Origin of the sequence: Tritonibacter sp. SIMBA_163 (assembly GCF_046535935.1) — a bacterium.
Taxonomy (GTDB): Bacteria; Pseudomonadota; Alphaproteobacteria; order Rhodobacterales; family Rhodobacteraceae; genus Epibacterium; species Epibacterium scottomollicae.
On record NZ_JAWJBP010000731.1, the window covers coordinates 1 to 259 of the forward strand.

The window sequence follows — 259 nt, forward strand, 5'->3', positions numbered from 1 at the left end:
CAGCTAATGTTATTTCTCTTATATGGCTCGCTTTATCGAGTGTTTTGGGCAGGCCCGATATATGAGAGGCAATCATACGAAAAGTGAGAGGAACTGGTTCAGACACATGACTTTTTAATAAAGATAGTAAAGGTTCGTAAGTATGAATGGGTTCATCGAGTTGAATCAACCCTTCATCTCGCAGTTTCATCATGACCATTGCAGTAAAAGGTTTCGTCACAGAACCAATTCGAAAGGTTGTGTCTTTTGTGACTGGAGT

1 protein-coding gene is annotated in these 259 nt (G+C 40.2%); it reads right to left on the minus strand.

The window, feature by feature from the left end; all coding sequences use genetic code 11:
* Nucleotides 1-220, minus strand: a 220-nt coding sequence (locus R0J92_RS24250; RefSeq protein ID WP_411053561.1) for a serine hydrolase, incomplete at its 3' end; no start/stop codon positions are given.
* Between the last annotated feature and the right edge of the window lie 39 nt (nucleotides 221-259).